The sequence below is a fragment of the uncultured Paenalcaligenes sp. genome (genome assembly GCF_947630565.1).
Taxonomy (GTDB): domain Bacteria; phylum Pseudomonadota; class Gammaproteobacteria; order Burkholderiales; family Burkholderiaceae_B; genus Paenalcaligenes; species Paenalcaligenes faecalis.
The window spans coordinates 1-4,715 of the sequence record NZ_CANRIC010000077.1; the positions used below are offsets into that span (position 1 = coordinate 1).

The 4,715-nt window shown below is 46.8% G+C and carries 6 protein-coding genes and 1 tRNA gene; all 7 read left to right on the plus strand.

What is annotated here, in order from left to right:
- The first annotated feature begins 47 nt into the window (after window positions 1–47).
- The 7 genes from Q0Z62_RS10475 to pth all read left to right on the plus strand — a co-directional run bounded on the left by Q0Z62_RS10475 (window position 48) and on the right by pth (window position 4,665).
- Window positions 48–620 carry a tetratricopeptide repeat protein gene (locus Q0Z62_RS10475; protein WP_298054326.1) on the plus strand — a complete coding sequence of 191 codons (573 nt, stop codon included), beginning with the start codon at window positions 48–50 and terminating at the stop codon, window positions 618–620.
- Window positions 620–1,189, plus strand: coding sequence for an outer membrane lipoprotein LolB (locus Q0Z62_RS10480; RefSeq protein ID WP_298054331.1), 570 nt, complete (start codon window positions 620–622; stop codon window positions 1,187–1,189). Before Q0Z62_RS10475 ends, Q0Z62_RS10480 begins: the two co-directional genes overlap by 1 nt.
- A 17-nt stretch (window positions 1,190–1,206) precedes the next feature.
- Window positions 1,207–2,139, plus strand: coding sequence for a 4-(cytidine 5'-diphospho)-2-C-methyl-D-erythritol kinase (gene ispE, locus Q0Z62_RS10485; protein ID WP_298054334.1), 933 nt, complete (start codon window positions 1,207–1,209; stop codon window positions 2,137–2,139).
- Window positions 2,130–2,206: transfer RNA gene (locus Q0Z62_RS10490), tRNA-Gln, on the plus strand. The genes ispE and Q0Z62_RS10490 overlap by 10 nt, the downstream gene beginning before the upstream one ends.
- 124 nt (window positions 2,207–2,330) lie before the next feature.
- On the plus strand, window positions 2,331–3,281 hold the full coding sequence (locus Q0Z62_RS10495; protein ID WP_298054339.1) for a ribose-phosphate pyrophosphokinase: 951 nt from the start codon (window positions 2,331–2,333) through the stop codon (window positions 3,279–3,281).
- A gap of 79 nt (window positions 3,282–3,360) precedes the next feature.
- Complete coding sequence (locus tag Q0Z62_RS10500) at window positions 3,361–3,984, plus strand: 50S ribosomal protein L25/general stress protein Ctc (protein WP_298054343.1); 624 nt, start codon at window positions 3,361–3,363, stop codon at window positions 3,982–3,984.
- Window positions 3,985–4,071: 87 nt separating this feature from the next.
- On the plus strand, window positions 4,072–4,665 hold the full coding sequence (gene pth, locus Q0Z62_RS10505) for an aminoacyl-tRNA hydrolase (RefSeq protein ID WP_269900460.1): 594 nt from the start codon (window positions 4,072–4,074) through the stop codon (window positions 4,663–4,665).
- Window positions 4,666–4,715: the final 50 nt, after the last annotated feature.

The window sequence follows — 4,715 nt, forward strand, 5'->3', positions numbered from 1 at the left end:
CAACAACAAAGCTTCCGTAGCAGGCTCTGAAAAGCTCCTTAGGTGTTTTGGGCAAAAGAGATCAGGCTGTGGTGGATTTGACTCGCGCTTCTATTTTGCGCGAGGCGGGACGTACCGATCAGGCAGTTCAGGTGTTAGAGCGTTCCGATAAAGAACTACCGGATACGCCTGAAATTAAATATGACTTAGCGATGCTTTACGCGGCTCAGGGTCGCTACAACGAACTTGAACCACTATTGCGTCAAGTCATTGATTTGCAGCCGCATAATGCCAATGCTTATAACGCTTTAGGCTATACCTTTGCAGATACAAATAGAAATCTTGATGAGGCTCAAGATTTACTTGAGCAAGCCCTAGAGCTAGAGCCTGACAATCCCTATATTTTGGATAGTGTGGGTTGGTATCTGTATAGAGTGGGGGACTATCAGGCTTCTGTTGAATACTTAATGCGAGCCTATGAGCGTATGCCCGATCCAGAGGTTGCGGCGCATCTGGGCGAGGTGTTATGGATGAAAGGGCGACGAGCCGAGGCGACTGAGGTTTGGCTCAAGGCTTTGAAAGATAACCCGACTAATCATGGCCTAGAACGAGTCATGGAACGTTTCGGAGTTAAGCCATAATGTTAAAAAGACGTTTTGTTCAGTGCTTAACCAGTGTAGTAGTGCTGGTTGGCCTGAATGCTTGCGCTGTTGCCCCTAAACCAGCTGTGACGACAGCTGCCGAGCAGTTTCAACGCAGTGGTCGTTTTGCCCTAAGTGTAGATAATGCAGATGGTAAAAAAGATGCCGTTCAAGGCGGATTCCAGTGGAGCCAGACAGCTCATCAATTGCAGCTAGATCTCAATAACCCAATGGGTGCGATCTTGGCTCGTGTGGTCGTAACCACCCAAGGAGCTATGTTGCAGTATCCAGATGGGCAGGTTGAATACGCCTCTTCACCTGATGCCTTAGTTGAACAACTCATTGGGTATGTGATCCCTGTAGAGGGGATGCGTGATTGGTTACAAGGGCAAACGGGAGCAGGCTCTGTCTCAGAGCTTAAAATGGAGCAGGGTAAACCTAGCTATTTTCAACAAGATGGATGGCGTGTACGCATGCAGCGCTACGATGACGCAGGCCCTCGCTTATTGCAGATGAACCGAAATCAAGCGCAGCAATCTATTTCTGTACGTGTTGTTGTTGATTATTAACTCCTGCTTTATTGCCTATGTCTTCACTTTTACGAGTACCTGCGCCCGCTAAATTAAATCTATTCTTGCACGTAGTTGGACAACGTCCAGATGGTTATCATCTACTGCAAAGTGTGTTTACCTTTATCGAACTCTATGATTACTTAGATTTTACCGTGCGCTCGGATGGGGTGATTGAGCGACAAGGGCAAACCCTAGAGGGGCTAACCGCTGAAAATGATTTAATTATCCGTGCCGCGCGACTATTGCAACATCACACCGGCACGACACTAGGTGTCTCTATACAGTGCGAAAAACACATTCCAGCCGGAGCCGGTTTAGGTGGAGGCTCCAGTAACGCGGCGACGACCTTAATGGCATTAAATCGCTTATGGGGTACTGGTTTAAATCGTCAGCAACTTATGGACTTAGGCTTGCAGCTGGGGGCGGATGTGCCCGTTTTTATTTTTGGGCGTAGTGCTTTTGCCGAAGGGGTAGGAGAGCATTTACAGGCAGTACCAGTCCCTGATTTATACTATGTGTTGCTAAAACCAGCGGTATCTGTGCCTACTCCCACTATTTTTCGGGATAAGGGCTTGACAAGAGATTCAAAGCCCATCATAATTACAGACTTTACAGGTTATCAAACGCAGCCAGATGCGGATTATCATCAGTCAGTGGCAATGTTTGGGTCCAATGTGTTGGAACCTGTGGCATGTAAATACGCAGCAGAAATTAACGACTTGTTACTTAGCTTGCGAAAAAGAAAATTACATGCTAGAATGACTGGGTCGGGTTCTTGTTTATTTATAGCTTTTTGCGATAAAGAAACAGCTACTAGACAAAGCATTCAACTATGCGGTACAATTTTGCACGAACAGCCAATGGTGCAGAAATCACCTGATATACAGGTGGTAAAAGGGTTACATACCCATCCGCAGTATAATTGGTTGACAGAATTTGGGGATTAGCCAAGCTGGTTAAGGCACTGGATTTTGATTCCAGCATGCGAAGGTTCGAATCCTTCATCCCCAGCCATACATTTACAGACTTAACGGTCTGCGTCATAATAGAGCTGTTGAGCTGCTACTCAAAAGGGTAACAGTCAACGGCTTTATTTTTTTCCGTCACGCATCCCAATCAAATCTACGTCCCACATATCATGGCACATGACCGATTCATGATTTTCACCGGTACAGCAAACCCTCGTTTGGCTGTAGATGTTGCAAATCACCTAGACATGTCTCTTGGCAAAATGACCGTAGGACGCTTCTCCGACGGAGAAGCTATGGTCGAAATTAACGAAAACGTACGCGGTCGCGATGTTTTTGTTTTACAGCCAACCTGCGCTCCCACCAATGACAACTTAATGGAAATCATGGTAATGGTCGATGCTCTGCGTCGCGCCTCTGCCGGCCGTATTACGGCAGCTATTCCATATTTTGGTTATGCGCGTCAAGACCGTCGCCCACGCTCCGCGCGTGTTTCTATCTCGGCAAAGGTTGTTGCTAACATGCTCCAGGTCGCAGGCGTAGATCGCGTGATGACAATGGACTTGCATGCAGACCAAATCCAAGGTTTTTTCGATATTCCCGTAGACAACATCTATGCATCACCTATTTTATTGGGTGATATTTGGCGTTGTAACTACAAGGATCTAGTGGTTGTATCCCCTGATATTGGTGGGGTGGTACGGGCCCGTGCTTTAGCTAAACAGCTAGAGGCTGATCTCGCTATTATTGACAAACGTCGTCCACGTGCCAATGTGTCCGAGGTCATGAACATCATTGGTGATGTAAATGGCCGCACTTGTATTCTAATGGATGACATGGTGGATACAGCGGGTACGCTTTGTAAGGCTGCAGAAGCCCTAAAACAACGTGGTGCAGTTGCTGTTTACGCTTACTGTACTCACCCTGTTTTATCAGGCGAAGCCGTTGAGCGCATTAAAAACTCCGAACTAAATGAACTGGTTGTAACGGATACCATTCCGTTATCCGCTGAGGCCCGTGAGTGCGAAAAAATTCGCCAACTATCATGTGCGGCCCTATTAGGCGAGACCATTCTGCGTATTTCTACCGCGGAATCCGTTAGCTCGTTGTTTGTAGATTAACTTTTTCCAACACAGCACACTGGTCGCGGTGTGCTGTTTTTATTGTTTGCAGTGACTACTGCAATTACGGAGTTTTCCCATGAAATTTAAAGCCTTTTCGCGTAGCGTACAGGGATCGAGTGCGAGCCGCCGCCTGCGTCACGCGGGCCAGGTGCCAGCCATCGTTTACGGTGGTAATGCCGAGCCAACAGTTATTGCTCTAGAGCACAACCAGATCTACCACGACTTACGTAAAGACGTGTTCCATGCCTCTATTCTAGACATGGATTTAGACGGTAAAGTTGAAAAAGTATTGTTGCGTGCCGTTCAGTGGCATGCTTACAAACCACAAGTTCTACACGTTGACTTCCAACGCGTACGTGCTGACCAGCCTATCACTACACGAGTTCCTTTGAACTTCTTGAATGGTGATGATTCTCCAGCCGTTAAATTACATAACCAAGTTATCAGCCAGCTATTGGTTGACTTGGAAATCACATGTTTGCCAGGTAACTTGCCAGTGTCTATCGATGTAGACCTAGCTAATCTAGACGCAGCAGAAACCATTACTTTAGCCGCGATTACTTTGCCTGAAGGCGTTGAGTACGCAGGTGCAAGTACTGATCCTGATCCTGCTTTGGCGACCGCTTTAGTTGTTGGTGGCGCAGCTTCTGATGATGCTGGCGAAGACGGTGATGTAGCTGAAGAGCCAACTGCAGAATAATTTTATTCGCACTAGGCAACAAAGCCTTGCTTTGTTTCAAACCCCTGTTAGCTAGGCTGGCGGGGGTTTTTCGTATGTGGAGAAAACATGTCTGAAGGAATTCGTTTGATTATTGGCCTCGGTAATCCTGGGGCTGAGTACGACAAAACCCGCCATAACGCTGGGTTTTGGCTAGCTGATCAATATGCTGAAAAACTACACGCTAGTTTTGCCTTAGAGAAAAATATGGCGGCGTGGGTCGCTAAGGGGCGATTTGACGGACAGCCCATTATTATTGCGAAACCAACTACTTTTATGAATCGATCGGGTCAGGCAGCGGGAGCATTAATGCGCTTCTATAAATTGCAGCCTGAGCAGGTGTTGGTATTGCACGACGAGTTAGATTTATTGCCTGGCCAAGCTAAAATAAAAAAAGGGGGCGGTCATGCAGGGCATAATGGATTGCGTGATATTCAACAGGTTTTTTCTAGTCCAGATTTTTGGCGTTTACGTTTAGGTATCGGTCATCCCCGTACATTAGGGTTAGCGCAGCAAGTCGCTGCTTTTGTATTGAGTGCCCCTCGTGCTGATGAGCGTTCCGCAATAGAGGACACACTGTGGCGTTGTGATCATATTTTGAATCCATTGCTATCGGGTGACTTTGATTTGGCAACTCAACAGTTGCATGGGGGTAATGGGTGAGTAAAACCATCAGCTTTAGACAGGAAATACGTGATTTTTTCGTTTTTCTA